Here is a 19,686-nt window from a genome sequence, read left to right as displayed (position 1 = left end):
CTTGGAACCGACACGGATACGCACAACGGTCTGAAGAACGATGAGAATACGGTGGTTTACAATGAAAATGGCGAAGGTAGTGTAACCATCACCGATCAGGACGGTAACACCACTACCATCAATAACATTGTAAATACCACGTATACGGCTGAACAGTCTGTGGAAGCGGGTGAAAAAGGAAGCACGACCTTCAAGATTACAGACAACAAGGGCGGAAACGCAGGTTCCATGATTATCAATGCGGGCGACAACATCACCATCACGAAGGATGAGGATACTGGTGCTGCAGTCATTAATGCGACAGATACAGATACGACGTACAGTTATACCGATACGACGGAGAATGCCAAGAAAGACGATGCGTCTGTTGTTCAGCAGATAACCGTTACAGAGAACAAGCCTGACGGAACGACGGAAGTGGCAAAGTTCACTGATACAAATACCACCTACAGTTATGACGTAACCGACAAAGATCTTAAAGACGGTCAAATTTCCAAGCTGACCATTACAAATGATGTCACGGGGGATACTACAGAGTTCGTGGATACGGATACGGACACGACGTATGATATTAAGACAGAGGCCGGCGAGAAAGGATCAGGTGTTGTCAATACGTATACGATGACCGGAACCAATGGCGACAAATATACGTTTAAAGACACAGACACAGATACCACCTACAAGATTAAAGAGAAACGGGATAAGAAAGGTACTGTTGCCGCTACTTACACCGTTACCGATTCTAATGACAATAAAGTCGGAGAAATTCAAGACACTCACAACGGATTGACGGGTGATACGTATGAGGTCAAATACGACAAGAACGGCAAAGGCAGTGTAACCATTAAAGACCAGGATGGCAACGAAGCAACTATTACCAATATCCAGTCGGGCGGAGATGCCGCCACAATCAACCGCCTGGGAGACCAGATAAGCCGTATGGACAGCAAGATCGAGAAGGTCGGCGCCGGCGCTGCGGCACTGGCAGGCCTGCACCCGCTGGACTTCGATCCGGATGAGAAGTGGGACTTCTCAGCTGCCGTCGGCAGTTACAAGAGTGAACAGGCAGTTGCCATCGGCGCGTTCTACCGTCCGAATGAAGACACCATGTTCAGCATCGGCGGGACCATCGGCAACGGCAACAACATGGTCAATGTGGGCGTAAGCTGGAAGTTCGGCCAGAAGAACCGCATTTCCGCCAACCGCATTTCTTCCGCGAAAGAAATCATCGAGCTGCGCAAGAACCAGGAAGACGTACACTCTTTCCTGGCAGACGCCGTAGCAGGCAACCAGCTTGACCTGTCCAAGATCCAGCTGTTCCCGGACGTGGAGGAAAACCACTGGACGTATGACTACGTAGCCACCATGGCCGGCAACGGCGTGCTGGAAGGCTATCCGGACGGCTACTTCAAGGGCAACCGGAACATGACCCGTTACGAAATGGCAGCAGTGCTGTACCGGCTGATGCAGAACGGCGCCCGCCTGAGCGACAGGGCCCTGACCGAGTTCGCGCCGGAACTGGACCGCATCCGCGTGGATACGATCACCAAGCATAAAGACGGCACGCCGCATATCCAGCGCGTACGCACAATCAAGGAACGGGTAGAGGAAAAAGCGGATCCGTCCTCGAAAAAAGAGACGAAGAAAGCAAAAATCAAAGTAGCGGAAAAACCGATGGAATAACAAGACCGGCATGAGGACCATGCATGAGGACGGTTACATACAGGCAAAGCGCGTATTGCGTTATGGATGATACTTGATAACAGGAGGTATCGATTATGTTGGTAAAGAAGATAGTTGCCGTGGCAGCGCTGGGCTGCGCGTTACTTGCGTCGCAGGCGTTTGCGTACGAAGTGGGCGAATATTCGAAAGAAGCGTTGCGCCGGGGCGATGACAAACCGGTGGTGGTGAAGGACTATCCGCTGGTAACGATTGAAGAGGCTGTGGCATCCCCGCAGCTGTATACGGAAAAACCGATTGCGGTGCAGGGACCGATCCGGTACTTTGTGGAAGGCAATATGTATGAGATGCAGTCAGGGAACGGGACGAGGCTTCGCGCGGATTTCGGAAGGTACAGCCGCCGTCTGCTGTTCCGTACGCCGTTTACCGCCATCGGGGTGATGCAGACGGACGAGAAAGGGGACTTCCTGAAGGTGGAAAAGGTCATCTGGCGTGACGTGAACCCCTACAGGGAATACTTCGCGGCCCAGAACAAACCGCGCCCCATAGACCTGGAAGGAGAAGGCGATAAAAAGGTCGTTAACGACCGTGATCCGGCTTACTTCCATGATCCCATCGTCAGTGACAACAAACGTTTCCTGCAGAACAATCCGAAGGGATTGAGCTACGCGGATCTGGCGTCCTATCAGTCGATTGAAGGGAAGGCCTTTGCCGCCGGGAATCTGGAAGTGGGGACGAAGGTAGCTCTGATGGGCCGCAACATCGCCACGATCAGGGGGGACTGGATGAAGTTCTGGGATAAGAACATGACCCCGGTAACGCTGAAGATGAACAATACGTACTGCCCGTTAGGCCAGCGGGGAACCTTCTTCGGGACGGTGCAGGAAGAAAACGGAAAGAAATATGTTTCCGTAGACTGCTTCGAAAGTATTGAGAACTGGCCGCAGCCGCCGATTGCGGGCGCAAACTGAATTGAACAGAAGGCAGTACGGACTGAAGAAATTAAACATTAATTGAAAACAGAATTCTAAGACAGTAAGGGGGCCGACGTTTACACGCCGGCCCTGTTTCTTTAAAAAATACAAAATTATAAATTAAATTGTATAGTTGTATAAGTATATAATAAAAATAATTGCATTTTTATAATATTCCTGATATAATCATGGAAAAGATGCTACTCAATCTCGGAAATATAGTTTTGCTTTTATATGGAATTGGTATAAAAACACCCGAATAATAGGATTAAAATCTGTTGTTTGGATGCTTTTTTTTATATCAGGACAACCAAAAGATAGTTATTAATATTTGCAAGAATGAAAATTTCATGTAAAATAATTACAGGCCAAATGTTTATAGCTGTTGTACATAGACGCCTGCAGGGAAGATGGGGAGGAGCGAGATGGCAGGGGGGAAAATGTACGGCTATATACGGGTTTCCAGCAGAGATCAGCATACTGACAGACAGCAGATCGCCCTGCTTCGGTACGGAATACAGATGAACTGTCTGTTTACAGATAAGCAAAGCGGCAAAGACTTTGAGCGTCCGCAATATAAAAAACTTCTGCGACTTGTGAAACCAAACGACTGTATTGTCGTAACGTCTTTAGACCGGCTTGGAAGAAACTATACAGAAATACTGGAACAGTGGAACTATATAACACATATCAAAAAAGCGGATATTACGGTGCTTGATATGCCCTTATTAAATACACGGGAATCACGTGATAACCTGACCGGTCGGTTTTTAGCCGATATCGTGTTGCAGATTTTGAGCTATGTAGCTGAAACGGAGCGGGTTAATATCCGTAAGCGGCAGGCGGAAGGAATTGCCGCAGCAAAAGCAAAAGGCGTGAAACTGGGACGACCGAAAAAAGCGCTGCCTGATAATTTTCAGGAAATAATGGCCCAGGTCCGCAGTGGAACGATATCGTACCGACAAGCCGCGCAAAAACTGAACGTAAGCCGTTCCTGGTTGTATTATGTGATCCATTCAAAATAATAATAATATTTTAATGTGGAAAAGCTGACGTCCGTAAAAGTACACTTTTATACACATTAAGCACTTGACGATTCATTTGATAACAGTTATTATATTATTGGGTTTTTATCTGAATAATTTATATTATATGTTATAAATCCTGTGTTTAATATTACTTAAATACCGATAATCTACGTAATTTGATTGCGTTCACAAAAGTGTACTTATCTGAACATCAAACCTGACCGAAATCAGGAAAAAACACAATTTGGAGACTGTTGATGAAATACGGGACAGATATTGTTTTCCGGTACATTGGTGCCAGAATAGCGTATTATCGGATTTTAAACGGGTTAGCGCCTGAAGAACTGGCAGACGCGGTAAATATCGACCAGGCAGTCCTGCAGAGAATTGAAGCAGGAACGTATCAGAAAGAATTACACATGAGCCTGTTGCAAGTCATTGCAGATGCGTTACAGGTTGACTGTGAAACAATGCTGCAAGTCTGCGACGCAGACATGAAATATCTGCTTGCACATAGCAGTAAATGAGAACAGGAAATTAACTGATTATCATAAAGATGTCCATTATGTCGTATGAAACCGGATGTATAGTTAACTATCAATCCATTTCATAGAAAAGGCCTTGTTGCCTTTGGGTTCGTTTGCTTTCCCAAAGGGGAGAAGGGCGTGAGAAATCATATCCCGTCCGCTCGCTAAAAGCTCAGGCAGAACCGTAAGTCCTGACAGCCGGAAGGCTGAAATAAGGTAATTTGGAGTCAATTATGCAACGAAGCATAACTCTGAAAATCCTCCGGCCCCGTGATGAGAAGATTTCATGGGAGGAGATGGGTTATCTGTTAGGGGGACTTTCCATGAAGGTCTGCCGCATGTCTAACTTTTGTATGACCCATCATCTGTTGCATGCGTTAAAGCTGGAGACAGAACTTCTGAATCCCCGGGGGGATTTGTATTGTTATCCCGTTCTGGCAGAAGAATATCCGGAGGTTCCTTCCGGTATCATATGCGCCGCGGAAACAAGGGCGCGTAAGTTGTTCAAACGCAGCGCGGCGAAAGTGCTCCGGTCGGAAACATCGTTGCCCAGCTTTCGTAAGGACAGCAGTATCCCCATCCCGGTTGCGGGCTACCGGATCCTGCAGGATGGCGATGGCAATTATTGCGCAGAAATACAGCTTATATCCCGGCAGGGAGCAAAAACACAGAAACTGCCCGGCCGTATCTGTCTTGTGCTGGCAGATAACTGGCGGGATAAATCCGCAAAGTCCGCCCTGCAGAAGGTTGCAGCAGGTAAAGTCCGGCGCGGTGTGGCCACGTTGTTCCGCGCTAAAAAAGACTGGTATTTGTGTATACCATATGTTACAGAACCTGCGGATATCGGGGAAAATTTTGAACCGGGACTTGTTATGGGAGTCGCTTTCGGCATGTTTGACGTGCTGGCATACGGATTCAATACGTTGCTGAAACGGGGCGCGATATCGGGAGAAGAAGTGCTTTCCCATCAGGATAAGTTCATGGCCCGAAGGAAGAAAATACAGGAACAGTATGCATGGTCCGGACGAAAGGGACAGGGCAGGGAGGACGCTCTGAAACCGTTGCGCCATCTGTACGAAGTGGAAAAAAACTATCGAGACCTGGTAAACAACCGGTATGCGAAGTGGGTTGTCGACATTGCGGTAAAGAACCGTTGCGGTGAGATTCATCTGGATTCTGGCAACAGTACGTCCAAGGGAAATAAAGAAATCCTGCTGTCACACTGGTCTTTATATGACTTGAAGGATAAAATCTGCCGGAAAGCAGAAGAAAAGGGCATCCGGGTAACGGAATGCAACGTTCCGAACCTGCGGACACGCTGCAGCCACTGTGGAACAGAACAGGCTGTTGAGAACAGGAAGCGGATGTTCCTCTGTAAAAACTGCGGTTATGGAACGACAGATAAGAATAAAAGTAATGGGTATATCAGTGCCGATTACAATGCAGCAAGGAATCTTGCAGTTTATGACACCGGAGATACAGAACCGGTTTAAGATACATTGGAAAAAGTTGCTGTGAGCAGTTTTTCTTATTTGGATTATCATAAAACTATTTTTTAATTCAGTTAAAAGGAGGATAAATTTATGAATCATGTTTACAAAGTGATCTGGAGCAAGGTTCGCAACTGCTATGTGGCCGTTTCGGAACTGGCAAAAAGCCACAGCAAAGGCTGCTCAGGCAAGCGGATCGGACGCATGCTGGTGGCTGGCGCGGTCGTAGCAGGTTTAATGCTGCCCATGGGAGGTGCGGAAGCGTATAACGGTGGTGATTATTACCAGTTAAGTCGTGAAGGTTCTTGGAGCAATCCTTATTACTACCTTAGTAATTATTATTATATGCAATTTAATAATACCGATTATGAGGGAAACAATTATACTTATTATAGTGGTGTACCTGTTGCAACTCCAAGCGGTTATGGTATATCACCAATCAAGGATTATAATACTAACGGGGGGCTGATTGAGCACAAAAGATTCAGTACGGTTTTTATTGATAGTGATGGTACAAGCCATTGGATAGAAAGTCAGCCATATAGCTTATATACTGAAAATTCAAGTGTACAAAATAATGTTGCTGTGGGAAATAATGCAAATGCCGGGGGCGCTGCCAATTATGTGATTGTAGAACCTGATTCTGTAACGGGGTATACTGAAGAAAAACCGTCAAGTGGAAATCCTGAGTCAGTTGAGTTTGAAGGGAAAACATACTACAAAGTTGACGCGAATTATATTTCTGGTGGTGATGGTGAGCTTTATAGGAGAGATGATGGTAAATTTATTAGAGGTGGATGGAACAACAAAACTGATAATAACGGCCAAACTATACAAGAATGGGGATATACGATAATAAGTGAAAACTATTTTAAAAGGAATGCAAATGGATACCTTAATGTTGATTATGAACATGTAGATGATAACGGTAATCCCCTTTATGATCTTACGTGGGACGATATAGGAATCAGTCATGGAAACTATAATAATGTTGCTATTGGATATAATGCAACAACTACCAGCAGTAATAGTGTCGCTGTAGGTGATACCAGTACGGCAGGAGGCTGGCGTAGTGTTGCTGTTGGTGCTTTGAGTAAAGCCGAAGGCGTATCTTCTATAGCTATAGGTGATAGTTCTTCAGCAAGTGGTGTTGCCAGTACGGCTATTGGTAATACTAGTGAGTCAACAGGGTATAAATCACTGGCGGTCGGTTCCCAGGCAAAAGCCTTCGGTGATGAAAGTATTGCTATCGGCGTAGGAAATTATGATAATACACAAACGTATGGTTATCATGCTACAGCTATCGGCATAAATGCCCATGCAGACACTTCAAGCGCAATTGCTATCGGTGATGGCGCAAAAATAGACTATGACGGTGCTGCAGCGGGTATTGAACAGCGGCGTATTGCCATGAATGCGATTGCTGTGGGTCAAAATGCAAGGGCCGCAGCGCTGGATGGCACAGCAGTGGGCCGTAATACCAAGGCGATAATGCGTAATGCGACCGCTTACGGCAATAATGCCCACGCTAATGCCTGGAACTCCATCGCTATCGGCAATAAGGCGATTGCAGGCAGTGCGGGTAAGATTTATAAAGAAAATATTGATGATTATGGGAATGTTACCGGCTATGAGGTTCTTCCTACCGTAAAAGTTACTGATGACGACGGGCTGGAATATGTTACTCAAGGTGCTGAGTTCGGCGACTCTGCAGTTGCCATCGGTAACCGTGCAAAGGCGATTAATGAATATACTACTGCTGTTGGCGCAGGCACTAATGCGGAAGGCTGGCATGCGGTGGCGGTGGGCGATTCCAACCAGGCAACGGGTAAATTCAGTACTGCTATCGGTGCAGGCTGGTCAGAGAACTATACTCCTGGCGAAGAGAACGACGATGGTTCGAGTGCAGACAAGGATAGTATAAACACGGAAGGAGATCGTATCTATACAGCAATGGGCGCAAACCAGGCTGGCGGTGATTACAGCACCGCAGTCGGCTATATGAATCAGACGGTAGGCACCCAGAGCACCGCACTCGGCAAAGATAACGCGATTTCCGGTTTAAGTTCCCTTGGTATTGGGGCGGGCAATGAAGTGGGCGCCGTGGCTAAAGATGATAACGGCGTGCTGTCCGCAGTCCAGGAGAACACCGTGTCCGGTTATGCAGTAGGTTCTTATAATAAGATTACCGGTACGGAAGACAGCAATGCCGGTGCGTTCGGCGCAAATAATACAGTTGCCGGAGAAAACGGTTATGCTGTGGGTAATTCCAATACCATCAGTGAAGATGGTTCCGGAGCACTTGCGATTGGCAGTGGCAACACTGTAGAAGGAGAAAACTCCATTGCTGTTGGCACAGGGCATACCGTGACCGGTAAAAACTCCGGCGCATTAGGCGATCCTGATATTGTAAACGCTGACAGTTCTTATGTGGTGGGCAATAACAGTACAATCGACAAAGGCGCCGACGGCAGCTTTGTTATCGGAAACGATGCGTCCGCCACGGTGGAAAAATCCGTTGCGCTGGGCAGTGAATCCCATGCATACAGGGATAAGGAAAACGGCGGTGCCGGTGCAGGCTATGACGTGACTACAGGCACCAATTACGCTGGAGATGACGCTGACTCTCCTGTCTGGGTAAGCACATTAGGGGCAGTATCCGTAGGCGGTACCGCTAAGGATACGGATGCTGAAATCGGAACCGCTGCAACGGCAACCCGTCAGATTACCGGTGTGGCAGCCGGTACTGCCGATACCGACGCCGTCAATGTGGCACAGTTAAAACTGATTGGGGAACTGTCAAGAACGGAAGTAGCTGCCGGAACCAATGTGACGGTTGATGAAAGCAAGGATAAACAGGACGGCCACACCATCTATACGGTGAACGGACTGAAGACCAAGGTAACATCTTCCGATGAAAGCGTTGAGATTACAGCGACTAACGAAGACAATGCAGACAAAACCGGTGTGATTATCTACGACCTGAAAGTTAAACCGGCTACAAACGTAGCTGTCAAACAAGGAAGTAATATTACTGTTAAGACCGAAAAAGATGGCGATATAACAAATTATATCGTCAACGCGACAGACACTACCTATACAACAGAAGTCACCAACGAAGGTCTGGAAGAGGGTCAGGTTTCCAAGCTGACTATTACAAACGATATTACGGGGGATAGTACGGATTTCTTTGATACGGATACCCACAATGGTCTGAAGAACGACGAGAACGATGTAAAATATGAAAACGGCAAGGGCAGCGTGACCATCACAGACCAGGATGGCAACACTACGACCATTAACAACATCCAGGATACCACCTATACGACGAAAGTCACCACAGACGGTCTGGAAGAAGGGCAGGTTTCCAAACTGACCATCACGAACGACATTACCGGAGCCTCAACGGAATTCATGGACACCGATACAACCTACAAGATTTCGGAAGAGGCCGGCGAGAAAGGTTCAGGCGTTGTCAATACGTATACTATGACCGGCACCAATGGTGATAAATATACGTTTGAAGATACGGACACCGATACCACCTACAAGATTGAAGAGAAGCGGGAGAAGAAAGGTACTGTAGCCGCGACCTACACCGTAACCGATTCTAACAACAATAAAGTCGGGGAAATACAAGATACCCACAACGGCCTGACGGGCGACACGTATAAGGTAGAATACGACGAGAACGGCGTGGGCAGTGTAACCATTGAGGACCAGGACGGCAACAAAGCAACCATTACCAACATCCAGTCTGGCGGTGAGGGTAATGCCGATGCCATTAACCGCTTAGGCGACCAGATCACCCGCCTGGACAGCAAGATTGAGAAGGTAGGCGCAGGGGCAGCTGCATTGGCAGGCCTGCATCCGCTGGACTTCGACCCGGATGAGAAATGGGATTTCGCAGCCTCCGTCGGCAGCTACAAGAGCGAGCAGGCTGTAGCCATCGGCGCGTTCTACCGTCCGAATGAAGACACCATGTTCAGCATCGGCGGGACCATCGGCAATGGCAACAACATGGTCAACGTCGGCGTAAGCTGGAAGTTCGGCCAGAAGAACCGCATTTCCGCGAACCGCATTTCTTCCGCGAAGGAAATCATCGAGCTGCGCAAGAACCAGGAAGATGTGCACTCCTTCCTGGCAGACGCCGTAGCAGGCAACCAGCTTGACCTGTCCAAGATCCAGCTGTTCCCGGATGTGGAGGAAAACCATTGGGCCTATGATTACGTAGCTACCATGGCCGGCAACGGTGTGCTGGAAGGTTACCCGGACGGCTACTTCAAGGGCAACCGCAACATGACCCGTTACGAAATGGCGGCGGTTCTGTACCGTCTGATGCAGAACGGCGCCCGCCTGAGCGACAGGGCCCTGACCGAATTCGCGCCGGAACTGGACCGCATCCGCGTGGATACGATCACCAAGCATAAGGACGGCACGCCGCATATCCAGCGCGTACGTACGATCAAGGAACGGGTAGACGAAAAATCGGACCTTTCCCCGGAAAAAGCCGAAAAGAAAAAGGCAAAGATAAAAGTAGCGGAAAAACCGGTGGAATAACGAGACCGGCATGAGGATCATGCATAAGGACGGTTACATACAGGCAAAGCGCATTTTGCGTTGTGGATGATACTTGATAACAGGAGGTATCGATTATGTTTGTTAAGAAGATAGTTGCCGTGGCAGCGCTGGGTTGCGCGTTACTTGCGTCGCAGGCGTTTGCGTACGAAACAGGCGAATATTCCAAGGAAGCGTTGCGCCGGGGCGATGACAAACCGGTGGTTGTGAAGGACTACCCGGTAGTGGCAATAGAAGACGTTGTGGCGTCCCCGCAGTTGTATACGGAAAAACCGATTGCCGTACAGGGCCCGATCCGGTATTTTGTGACCCGTAATATGTATGAAATGCAGGCAGATAATGGCACGCGGCTGCGGGCGGATTTTGGAAAATACAGCCGCCGTCTGCTGTTCCGTACGCCGTTTACCGCCATCGGGGTGATGCAGAAAGACGAGCAGGGGGATTTCTTAAAGGTGGAAAAGGTTATCTGGCGTGATGTAAATCCGTACCAGGAATACTTTGATGCGCAGAACAAGAGCCGCCCCCTGGCCCCGGAAGGAAATAAGAAGGTAGTCAACGACCGGGATCCGGCTTATTTCCACGATCCCATCGTCAGCGACAACAAACGTTTCCTGCAGAACAATCCGAAAGGATTGAGTTACGCGGACCTGGCATCCTATCAGACGATAGAAGGCAAGGCTTTTGCGGACGGCAACCTGGAAGTGGGAACGAAGGTAGCCCTGATGGGCCGCAACATCGCCACGATCAAAGGGGACTGGATGAAGTTCTGGGATAAGAACATGACCCCGGTAACGCTGAAGATGAACAATACCTACTGCCCGCTGGGCCAACGGGGAACATTCTTCGGGACAGTACAGGAAGAAAACGGTGTGAAATATGTTTCCGTGGACTGTTTCGAGAGTATTGAGAACTGGCCGCAGCCTCCGATTGCCGGGGCAAACTGAAGGGAACGGCAGATAGTATGGATTGAAAGAGTGATTTTAAAACTGAATGTTGAATAAGAAAACCGGAGTGATGTTTGTAACATCACTCCGGTTTTTCTTGTAAAAAAACCGGAAGTTTTACAAAGTGCGGGAATGGTTTGGCAAACGCCTTTTTAAAAATGGGTGAATACGTTGTGCTTACGCTTTTTACACGAACTTCATGGAAATCAGCGGTGAAGTGTGCTATACTGTATGTGCACAGGGCTTTTCTCTGCGTTGCGTGCAGGCAGGGAAGTGAAAAGCTTTGGGCCGGAGACAATCGTTCCGAAAAGTGAAAGGGATGATTGCATGGAAAATGTTTTACAGGAAGTTGTACAGGGTGAAGTCCTGACCGTTGAGAACCTGAACCGCATGAATGACGCGTTTGCCAAATTTATCTTTGCGAACGAAGCACGAAAGCAGTTGACGCTGGATCTGGTTAACAGTTTCTTTGAATTTGAGGGTACGACCCAGATTACGGATTTTAAATTCAGTGACAGAGAGCTGGACCCGGAAAGAAAGCTTGGCAAAGGCGTGGTTTTGGATGTGGTCGGCGAGAGCAGCGACAGGACGTTAGTGAATGTGGAAATCCAGCTTCAGCAGTTTGATGACATGGACAGACGAACACTGTATTACTGGTCGCAGTTGTACACCCGCCGTCTGTTGTGCGGGGAAGACTACGAAAGCCTGAACCGTACAGTGGCTATCAACATTCTGGATTAAAGACTGTTTTTGGATGAAATATGGCCGGAGTATCATAGTTGCTTTGCAGTGTTGAACACAAGGAACGTGGAACATGCACTGACGAAGGATATGGAGATTCATTTTGTGGAACTGCCGAAACTGGTAGTCAGTAAAAGGAAAAATACCCGGCATCTGGAACGTTGGTTGCGGTATTTATCGCCGAAGACGACCATGGAAGAGAGGAGGCGGCTGGCGATGGAAGATAGTAATATTCACACTGCCATGGAAGCGGAGAAGGAGTTTGTGAAGAATCCGATTTGCATTACCGCGTATGAGCAGCATCAGAAATATTTGCGCGATAAACATGCGCGGGAAAAGTTTGTTCGCAAAGAAGGCGAGGCCATTGGGAAAGCTAAAGCGGAACATGATATGATTAAGTTGTTACACGCCAGCGGTATGAGCGCGGAAGAGATTGCGACACGGCTGAACAAGGATATTGCTGTCGTCCGTCAAATTCTGCAATAAGTTTGCGCTATTTTAATATAGTATTTGATAGTATTGCCATAACGAATAATTAAATTGAAAACGGATTATTGTCTCCAAAATAAAACGCACGTAGACGCGGCTTGCCCAGAAAAGGGCAGGCCGCGTTTTTGAGGTTTACTGTATGTGCACGGGGCTTTTCTCAGCCGGTATTTATTACCAAACAATCTGTTATTGCACAGTAGCCGACCTGCCGGAATCATTTATAGCCATGACATGTTTAACCAATTATGTCATGACTATATTTTTATTGCTATTATATTCTTTTTACTTTTACTACGCCGTATAGCCAGGAAGGGCTCACGTTTAGTTTTGCCGCCGCTTCCCGATAGGACAGTTTTCTTTCGCGAATCAGCTGCGCCATCTCCTCAAAATGTTCCGGCAACGTTTTCCGCGGTCTGCCAAGCTTTACGCCTCTTGCTTTGGCAGCGGCGATTCCTTCCGCCTGCCGCTTGCGGATGTTTTGCCGTTCCGTTTCCGCCACATAACTTAAAATCTGAAGCACCATATCGGCGATAAACCGTCCCGTTAAATTGTCCCGTGATTCGCGGGTATTCAGCAACGGCATGTCAAGCACGGTAATATCCGCCTTTTTGGTATGGGTGATCAGATTCCACTGTTCCAGTATCTCCACGTAATTTCGTCCCAGCCTGTCTAAAGAAGTAATGACAATGCAATCTTCTGGCTTCAGAGACCGCAGCAACTTTTTGTATTGAGGACGGTCGAAATCCTTGCCGCTCTGCCTGTCGGTAAAAAGGCAATGCGATAGTACGCCATATTCAAGCAACGCTGTACGCTGCCTGTCGGTATGCTGGTCTTTACTTGATACCCGTATATAGCCGTATACAGTCCCCGACACGGTTGCCTCCGTTTTGATTCGTTGATTTGTTTGGCACGGTTATTTGATTACAACCGATAAATGCCAGGAAATACCAGGATGTATTTTTAAACATAGTATCGCACAATTGTGTTTTACAATACTAATTTTACAATAAAATTCCATAAAAAAAGTATACAAATTGTAAAAAATTATCTTAAAAAGTACACTTTTATATACATTAAGCACTTGACGATTTATAAAATAATAGTTATTATATTATTGGATTTTTATCTGAATAATTTATCTTATATGTTATCAATCCTGTGTTTAATATTAATTAAATTCCGATAATCTACGTAATTTGATTGCGTTCATAAAAGTGTACTTTTCCGAACGTGAAGCAGGAAGAATTCGCTTAGTATTGTTTGAGAAGCGGGCCGGCAGCAAACTGTCAGTCCATTCTATATAAAAGGCAGCGATGCCTTTGGGTTCGTTTGCTTTCCCAAAGGAGAGAAGGGCCGGATGACTCTGATCCTGTCCGCTCACCAAAAGCTCAGGCAGAACCGTAAGTCCTGACAGCCGGAAGGCTGAAATAGAGTTATTTGGAGTAAACCAATGCAACGAAGCGTAACTCTGAAGATTATCCGTCCCGAGGATGAAACGATTTCCTGGGAAGAACTGGGCTATTTGCTGCGGGGTCTTTCTTTCAAAGTCTGCCGCATGTGCAACTTCTGCATGACCCACCAGCTTCTCCACGCGTTAAAACTTGAAACGGAACTGCTGAACCCGCAGGGGAACCTCTATTGTTATCCCCGTCTGGCGGAAGAATACCCGGACGTGCCCACCGGCATTATCTGCGCCGCGGAAACAAGGGCCCGCAAGGTCTTCCGCCGCAGCGCGGAAGCGGTACTGCATTCGGAAACGTCTCTGCCCAGGTTCCGCAAGGACAGCAGCATACCGGTTCCCGTAGCCGGCTATAAGATTCTGCAGGATTCGGACCACAACGTGTATGCCGATGTTCAGCTTTTGTCCCGGCAGGGCGCCAAAACGCAGAAGCTGCCCGGACGCATCCGTCTGGTGCTGGCGGATAACTGGCGGGATCAGTCCGCAAAAGCCGCTTTGCGGCAAATTGCGGACGGTAAAGTGAAACGGGGCGTGGCTTCCCTGTTCCGGGTGAAGAACGACTGGTATTTCCAGATTCCCTATGTTACGGAAGCAGTCAACACAGGGGAAGGATTTGAACCGGATCTTGTCATGGGGGTCGCTTTCGGTCTGCAGGATGCCCTGGTGTATGCTTTTAATACCTCACTGAAACGGGGCGCGGTTTCCGGGGAGGAAGTGCTGGCCCATCAGGAAAAGTACGCGGCCCGCAGGAAGAAGATACAGGAGCAGTACAACTGGTCGGGCCGGAAAGGCCACGGCAGGGAAGACGCGCTGAAACCTTTGCGTCATCTGTACGAGACTGAACGGAACTATCGCAGCCTGGTGAACAGCCGGTATGCCAAATGGGTCGTTGACATTGCGATGAAGAACAGATGCGGCATGATCCATCTGGATTCGGCGAATTATGTAAGTTCCGGAAAGAAGATCCTGCTGTCCCGTTGGCCTCTTTACGATCTGAAAGAAAAGATCCGCCGGAAAGCGGAAGAAAAAGGAATCCAGGTAACGGAATGCAGCATACCGAACCTTCGGACGCGCTGCAGCCTCTGCGGGAAGGAACAGGAACCGGAGGGAGAAAAGCACACGTTCGTCTGCAAAGACTGCGGTTACGGTAAAGCAGACAAGAACCGGCGCAGCGGATCCATCACGGTGGATTACAACGCGGCGCGGAATTTGGCAGCTTATAAATCGGAGGATACAAAACTCTGATTTTATATAGATTTTTTAATCTGTTCATTTTTAACCAATTATTTTAATAAAGAAAGGGAGAAACCATGAACAAAATTTTTAAGGTTGTCTGGAGCAAAACGAAAAACAGTTATGTCGTTGTATCTGAAATTGCCAAACGCAACGGCAAATGCAGTTCGAGTCTGAATAAAAAACTGATTGCTGCGTTCCTTGCTGCGGGAACTGTGTTGTCTGTGACGGGCAGTGCGTGGGCGGAACCAGCACCTGTACCTGGAGGTTATCAGATTACTGGAAGGAATAATTATGTTGAACCCGATGGGGATAGTGACGCACAGACGGTTTTCGGTTCTGGCAATACCGTTACCGGTCTGTATGGCACTGCATGGGGATACAAAAATATTGCGGCAGATAGTTATGCCACTGTATGGGGTTCGTACAATAAAGCTGGCCAAAACAAGACGGATAAGCAGAATTTAATAAATAGATTATTAGAAGAAAATCAAATACACAGCAATGAAACTGGCGGCTTTGGCACTAACACGACAGCCTGGGGATCTAATACGGAGGCGTTTGGAACAGATGCGACTGCTTTTGGATTTAAAACTAAAGCGTACGGTTTACATGCAACAGCATGGGGAACTCAAACTATGGCAATGGGTGTAGATTCAACCGCCTTTGGTCTAGATACCGTGGCCAAAGGTCGTCAAGCTGTTGCTTGGGGTGAAAAGACATTAGCAGATGGAAGCAACGCTACAGCATTTGGAGAATATACCCGCGCTATAACATCTGATGATGAAAGTAAAATGGGAGCAACGGCTTTTGGTGTAGGTTCATTAGCTATGAATAGCTCAGCAACAGCTTTTGGCGGTGCGACAACCGCTCAAGGCGAGGCGTCAACTGCATTTGGCAGTAATTCACTGGCGGCAGGAACTTTCTCGACGGCTTTCGGTGAGAATTCGTATGCGCTTGGCGATAATTCGCTGGCTGCTCTTGGTGGTCAGACTGGGAGTGGCTCATTAGGGTATAATTTTCCTGAAGATCCAGAGGCTCTCGCCGTGAACGTCTATGCAACTAAAATTTCAGTTAATGCAGAAGGAGCAGTGGCGATTGGCAAAAAGGCAGTAGCTTACAGAAGTTATACTTATGCCATTGGTAACAATACAAGAGCTATGGCAAAAAACAGTCTGGCCATTGGTAATGGAGCATATGCGTATGGCGTATCCTCGTCGTTAATCGGTACTGGTTCAAAAATTGGAGGTAGTAGCGTTAATCTTCAGGGAGTAGCGGCTTCTGTTTATGGCGCATATAATTCGGTTGAAGCAAAGTCCGGTGTGGATTTTGACGGTTTTGCCAATAGCGTTTTCGGTGTTGGAAACCTGACCAGCAATGCGAACAGTTCCGTTGTTGTTGGGACAGGGAATACGGTTCAGGACTCATATGAAGACCTCAGTGATGAAATTACTACGGTATGGGACAATATTAGATCAAAGGAGAGCGCTTATGTAACTGCCAGGGCCGATTATGATGCGGCCGATAAAGCTTATAAAGCTGGGCAGATTACTTGGGAGGAGTTACAGGAAGCCCGTGATAAGTATCTACAAGCTCAAACAGAGTATACTACTGCTGAGGCAGCACTTCCTGATGCAGTGAAGAATGAGATTGCAGAAAAGGGCGGCCGTGCTATTGCTATCGGTTCAGTTAACACGGTAAAAGGCAAAAACGGCATTGCCATTGGGAGTGGTTCTACTGTATCCGGTGAGAACAGCATTGCCATCGGCACAGGGCATACCGTAAGCGGCAAGAATTCCGGTGCGTTCGGTGATCCGAGTGAAATTACCGGTGATGGTTCTTACGCGATTGGCAACGATAATTCAATTGGAGCGGCTGACGGCTTTATCCTGGGCAATAACGCCGAAGTCTCCTATGAAGGAGGCGTAGCGCTGGGCGCAGGTTCCAAGGTCCTTGCGGATGATGCCCCCACTGCTGGCGGATTCAATCCCTCAACGGGTGAAACGGAATATACGGATAAAACAAATGTATGGACGGCCACGACAGGCCCCGTCTCCGTGGGGAGCAGCGAGGTGACCCGTCAGATTAAATACGTGGCAGCCGGTTCTGCGGATACGGATGCAGTTAATGTGGCACAGCTGAAAGCAGCGCAGGTTGAAATCATCGGTGGTGACAATGTAGAGGTCATTAAAGACACCAGCAGCGGCCACACGGTATATACCATTCATTCACTGAACGCGATTGTTGAAGCGGGGGAAAACGTTGCTGTTACACCTGCAACTCCGGAAACCACTGATAAGACAATCGGGCAGACGACAGATCTGACTGCCGGTGAGACTGCCGGAACGACGTTGGAACCGATGCCGTCCGATAATCCGATTGAGCCATCAGGCGCCAATAACCACACAACGACTTACACCGTGGATGCGGCGGACTCCAAGGTCGACAGCGTCAAGGTAGAATCAGGGGAACCAAAAACAACAGGTAATAAAACGGAAACAGAATATACTGTCACCGTAACATCCAAGGAACAGAGTGTTGAGGAGAACAAAATCGTAACCAGGGATGTGGAAAAAACTGGTACCTTCACCATTACAGATTTAGATACCAAGTATGAGGCAAAACAGCAAACCGAATCCGGTGAAGACTATAAAGAAGGGTCGACGACCTTTACAGTAAGTGAAGTTGACGGCGAAGCTGTCGGGACAGGGACTATCGAAGCGGGCGAGAATGTGAAGATTACCGAAAAGGACGGCAAAGCCATTATCTCCGCAAAAGATACCACCTATACCCTTTCGTATAAAAAGGGTGAAAAGGCAGCAGACGGCAGTACGGAATACACCATTTCATTGAAAGACAAAGAGGGTAATGATGCCGGTGAAGCGATTGTCGTAGATACGGACACCGATACCCAATACGAACTGTCCGGTGAAAAGGGTGAAACTACGGATAACCATACCCAGTATTCAATTTCGCTGAAAGGCACGGATGGAAGTGAAAACACCTTTGAGTTTTTGGATACCCGCAACACGGTAGAGGCAGGCAAGAATGTCACGATAGATGAAGTTAAGAATGATGACGGCAGTTTCACGTATACCATCAACGCTGCCGGTGGCGGCGGCCTTGCAGAGATATCTTTCAACGGCGACAACAAGGATGCCCAGATCGACAGCCCGAAAGTCCTCAACATTGAAGGCGGAGCGACGGGTGAACTGTCGGATGGAAACATCGGTGTTGAATCCGATGGCAAAGACACACTGACCATCAGGCTGGCGAAAGATATTAAAGATGTGGACAGCATAACGGTCAACAAGAAGATTAAAGTGGGTGACAATACGACTATTGAAGGTGACACGGTTACCACGAAGACCGTGAACGCCGATACAGTTAAGGCCGGCGGCACGACCATTGATGACAATGGACTGACGACTGACGGCGGCAACGGGCCGTCTGTAACGAAAGACGGAATTGATGCCGGGAAGAAGAAGATTACGAACGTAGAGCGTGGTACAGCGGATACCGATGCGGTGAACGTCAGCCAGCTGAGAGAAGCATCCGGCGACATTTACAATGAACTCAATCGTCTGGATGACCGTACCCGGAAAGGCCTGGCCGGTGCGGCAGCGTTAGCGGCCCTGCATCCGATGGACTTCAACCCGGACGATAAGATGCAGTTCTCCGCCGGTGTCGGTCATTATCGCGGACAGAACGCAGCGGCTATCGGCGCGTTCTACCGGCCGGACGAAAGCGTGATGTTCAGCATCGGCGGCGTCATCGGCAACGGCGACAACATGATCAACGCCGGCATCACCTTCGGCCTGGACGGCACCCGGAACCGGATTACCCGGAGCCGCACCGCTATGGCCCGCGAGATCCAGGATCTGCGTAGCCTGGTGACCCAGATGGCGGCCCGGATGGACCGTCTGGAAGGCGCCAACATCGAGACGGCCATGTTCCCGGATGTACCGGAAAATCATTGGGCGTATGAATATGTGGAAGACCTGCAGAAACGCGGAGCTTTGAAGGGATATCCGGACGGTCTGTTCAAGGGCGACCGCGCGATGACCCGTTATGAGTTCGCGGCGATGCTGGACCGTCTGGTACGCAGCGGCGTAACGCTGGATTCCAGGGTTGCCAAGGAGTTCGAGCCGGAGCTGGGACGTATCTATGTGGAACGTATCTCCGGCCAGGACAATGACCGCAAGAAGGTTGAGCGGGTACGCGTCAACAATTCGGATTCGAAGTATCCGGAAGGGAAGACCCGGGACGTTTACGGCAGCAAGATCGTGACGGCGGTTCCCAAACAGGCATAAGCGAAGTAAAAACAATCCAGTATAAAGCTGAAGAGACAAAAAGTAAAATACATTTTTATCAAAACCCGGGTGCAATGCCCGGGTTTTTCTTTTGGGCAAGGTTGTTTTTAAAATTTTAAGTCAAATTCTGTTTTTTAGAAAAAGTATACTGTTCGCAATTAATAAAAAGTGATAAAATATTATATAAAAGTGTTCATTCCAACACTGTTAAAATCTGAATTGCATCCTTT

10 protein-coding genes and 1 pseudogene are annotated in these 19,686 nt (G+C 48.1%); 10 read left to right on the top strand and 1 reads right to left on the bottom strand.

What is annotated here, in order from left to right:
* The 8 genes and pseudogenes from BM159_RS03290 to BM159_RS12125 all read left to right on the top strand — a co-directional run.
* The coding region (locus BM159_RS03290; protein WP_177205890.1) for a YadA-like family protein at positions 1–1,683 on the top strand (1,683 nt) is incomplete at its 5' end.
* A 95-nt stretch (positions 1,684–1,778) separates the two neighbouring features.
* Positions 1,779–2,651: a hypothetical protein gene (locus tag BM159_RS03285; RefSeq protein ID WP_093912838.1), complete on the top strand. Its 873-nt coding sequence runs from the start codon at positions 1,779–1,781 to the stop codon at positions 2,649–2,651.
* A gap of 428 nt (positions 2,652–3,079) precedes the next feature.
* The gene (locus BM159_RS03280; protein WP_093912837.1) at positions 3,080–3,679 is read left to right on the top strand and encodes a recombinase family protein; all 600 of its coding nucleotides are present in this window, start codon (positions 3,080–3,082) and stop codon (positions 3,677–3,679) included.
* Positions 3,680–3,939: 260 nt separating this feature from the next.
* Complete coding sequence (locus BM159_RS03275) at positions 3,940–4,209, top strand: helix-turn-helix domain-containing protein (protein ID WP_093912836.1); 270 nt, start codon at positions 3,940–3,942, stop codon at positions 4,207–4,209.
* 233 nt (positions 4,210–4,442) lie between these two features.
* On the top strand, positions 4,443–5,702 hold the full coding sequence (locus BM159_RS03270; protein WP_143089384.1) for a transposase: 1,260 nt from the start codon (positions 4,443–4,445) through the stop codon (positions 5,700–5,702).
* Positions 5,703–5,792: 90 nt separating this feature from the next.
* Entirely contained in the window at positions 5,793–10,259 is a 4,467-nt protein-coding gene (locus BM159_RS03265; protein WP_093912834.1) for an ESPR-type extended signal peptide-containing protein, read from the top strand.
* A gap of 95 nt (positions 10,260–10,354) precedes the next feature.
* Entirely contained in the window at positions 10,355–11,221 is an 867-nt protein-coding gene (locus BM159_RS03260) for a hypothetical protein (RefSeq protein ID WP_093912833.1), read from the top strand.
* A gap of 231 nt (positions 11,222–11,452) precedes the next feature.
* A pseudogene (locus BM159_RS12125) lies at positions 11,453–12,448 on the top strand (Rpn family recombination-promoting nuclease/putative transposase).
* A 274-nt stretch (positions 12,449–12,722) separates the two neighbouring features.
* Here the strand turns inward: BM159_RS12125 and BM159_RS03245 are convergent.
* Positions 12,723–13,325: a recombinase family protein gene (locus BM159_RS03245; RefSeq protein WP_093912830.1), complete on the bottom strand. Its 603-nt coding sequence runs from the start codon at positions 13,323–13,325 to the stop codon at positions 12,723–12,725.
* Positions 13,326–13,901: 576 nt separating this feature from the next.
* Between BM159_RS03245 and BM159_RS03240 the strand changes: the two genes are divergently transcribed.
* Together BM159_RS03240 and BM159_RS03235 are read left to right on the top strand one after the other, a co-directional pair.
* Complete coding sequence (locus BM159_RS03240; protein ID WP_093912829.1) at positions 13,902–15,155, top strand: zinc ribbon domain-containing protein; 1,254 nt, start codon at positions 13,902–13,904, stop codon at positions 15,153–15,155.
* 65 nt (positions 15,156–15,220) lie between these two features.
* Positions 15,221–19,456: an ESPR-type extended signal peptide-containing protein gene (locus BM159_RS03235; protein WP_093912828.1), complete on the top strand. Its 4,236-nt coding sequence runs from the start codon at positions 15,221–15,223 to the stop codon at positions 19,454–19,456.
* Positions 19,457–19,686: the final 230 nt, after the last annotated feature.

Origin of the sequence: Succiniclasticum ruminis DSM 9236, from assembly GCF_900112895.1 — a bacterium.
In the GTDB taxonomy this organism is placed as follows: domain Bacteria; phylum Bacillota; class Negativicutes; order Acidaminococcales; family Acidaminococcaceae; genus Succiniclasticum; species Succiniclasticum ruminis.
The sequence above is the reverse complement of the archived record's forward strand: the minus strand, read 5'-3'. Positions and strand labels throughout refer to the sequence as shown.

What these genes read in the sequence shown, in the direction of transcription:
- BM159_RS03285 (WP_093912838.1), top strand. Translation starts at nt 1,779, where the DNA reads ATGTTGGTAAAGAAGATAGTTGCCGTGGCAGCGCTGGGCTGCGCGTTA.
- BM159_RS03280 (WP_093912837.1), top strand. Translation starts at nt 3,080, where the DNA reads ATGGCAGGGGGGAAAATGTACGGCTATATACGGGTTTCCAGCAGAGAT.
- BM159_RS03275 (WP_093912836.1), top strand. Translation starts at nt 3,940, where the DNA reads ATGAAATACGGGACAGATATTGTTTTCCGGTACATTGGTGCCAGAATA.
- BM159_RS03270 (WP_143089384.1), top strand. Translation starts at nt 4,443, where the DNA reads ATGCAACGAAGCATAACTCTGAAAATCCTCCGGCCCCGTGATGAGAAG.
- BM159_RS03265 (WP_093912834.1), top strand. Translation starts at nt 5,793, where the DNA reads ATGAATCATGTTTACAAAGTGATCTGGAGCAAGGTTCGCAACTGCTAT.
- BM159_RS03260 (WP_093912833.1), top strand. Translation starts at nt 10,355, where the DNA reads ATGTTTGTTAAGAAGATAGTTGCCGTGGCAGCGCTGGGTTGCGCGTTA.
- BM159_RS03240 (WP_093912829.1), top strand. Translation starts at nt 13,902, where the DNA reads ATGCAACGAAGCGTAACTCTGAAGATTATCCGTCCCGAGGATGAAACG.
- BM159_RS03235 (WP_093912828.1), top strand. Translation starts at nt 15,221, where the DNA reads ATGAACAAAATTTTTAAGGTTGTCTGGAGCAAAACGAAAAACAGTTAT.